Annotated in this window: 1 protein-coding gene; it reads left to right on the forward strand. The window is 50.1% G+C overall.

From position 1 onward, the window contains the following. The coding region (locus tag BP97_RS39250) for a discoidin domain-containing protein (RefSeq protein ID WP_197035571.1) at positions 1-1,588 on the forward strand (1,588 nt) is incomplete at both ends.

Below are 1,588 nucleotides of genomic sequence, written 5' to 3' on the forward strand. Positions count from 1 at the left end.
CTGCCAAGCAAGCTCTGTCCGATAAGCAATATTTGATCTGGGGCGATAATGCCAGCCAAGATGAGGGAATTCCGTATGGAACAAGTTATAAACGGCTGGCACGTACCTGGAAGGTGCAAAATACAGATAGTGTCGGCGTAGTTCAAGTGGCTGTACCGACCAGCTTGATTCCGCTCGGCGGCGTGCTTCTGACAAGCGATAATAGCAATTTCGGTAATGCAGCAGCAACGCCAATGGTCGAGGCTACGCTTCATGGGGCTTCATATTTTGTTGCCGAAGCATCATTGGCCAACGGTTCCTACTTTACCTTTGCGGAAAAGCTGCCCGATATTCAATTGACGAAGTTGGAGATATGGAACGGAGCCCAGAATGTGCTCAGCGGCTTTCTGCCGAGTAAAACAAACGGGTATGAATCTGTGGTTCCACAGCAAACGGATAACGTTAAAATCGTTGCGCAAGCGAACACCGGTATTAGCGTGAATCTGACTTTAACTAATTATTTACAGGCAGATTCCGTGATCACAGACCCTGCCCAAGTGCCGATTGTGCCGGGATTGAACAAGCTTAAGATCGAGCTGTCGAACGGAAGCTCTAACAATGTATATAGGGTAGATATCATCCGGCAGCTGGCCGTCGGATCAGACGGCAAAATCGAGCTTAACAGAGGCACCGTGACAGCAAGCTCCTTCCAGCCGAACACGAACTACGTGCCTGCCAATGTGATTGACGGTAATTGGGAGGATCCGGAGAGCCGATGGTCGGCATCGGGACAGGGGCAGTGGCTGCAGTTCGATATGGGGCAGCCCCAAGCCGTTACCTATTTGCAAATCGCCTTTCTGAACGCAAGAGAACGACAGTCCGTCTTTGAAATTCTGGAATCGAATGATCCCAATTTTGCAACAAGTACTTTGCTGCTCGCAAAAAGAAAAAGCCGCTCACTCCAGTCCACAGATAGTTTGCTGCAGCCTTATGTGTTGGATAAACCGGCGACAGCTCGCTATTTGCGGTTCGTCGGATACGGCAATACCGCTGCCGGTAGCTCGGGCAATTGGAACAGCATGACGGAATTAGCTATGTATACGGGGACACCTCCTGTCATTGTAGAGCCTGAAGAGCCTACAGGTCCACCACAAGCCGGCGATGTTGCGGAAGGACCGCCTCCTGCATTGGAAATTATCAATGTCAGTACGGCAGAGCAATTGCAAACAGCTCTGGATCAGGCAAAGCCGGGAATCGAAATTAGACTGAAGAGCGGGTCCTATGAGCAGAACGGTCCGTTTGTGATCAAGGACAAGCAAGGTACGGCCGCGCTTCCGATTCGAATTACGGCAGCAGATCAGGGCGGAGCCATTATTAAAGGAAACAGCTACTTGCATATTGAAAATTCAAACTACGTGGAAGTATCGGGTCTCGTGTTCAACAGTGGGATTGGTACGACCGGTCTGGATTACCGGGGCATTAATGCCAGCCTTGCCTCCGAATTTAGAGGAGAGGACTCGGCATCTACTACCGTCCCCAAAGGGCAAATTCCTTACGCACAGGTTCATCCTGGATTGGAGCTTTATAACTCCAGCAATATATCAGTATT

It is taken from the genome of Paenibacillus sp. UNC451MF (assembly GCF_000686845.1).
Classification (GTDB): Bacteria; Bacillota; Bacilli; order Paenibacillales; family NBRC-103111; genus Paenibacillus_S.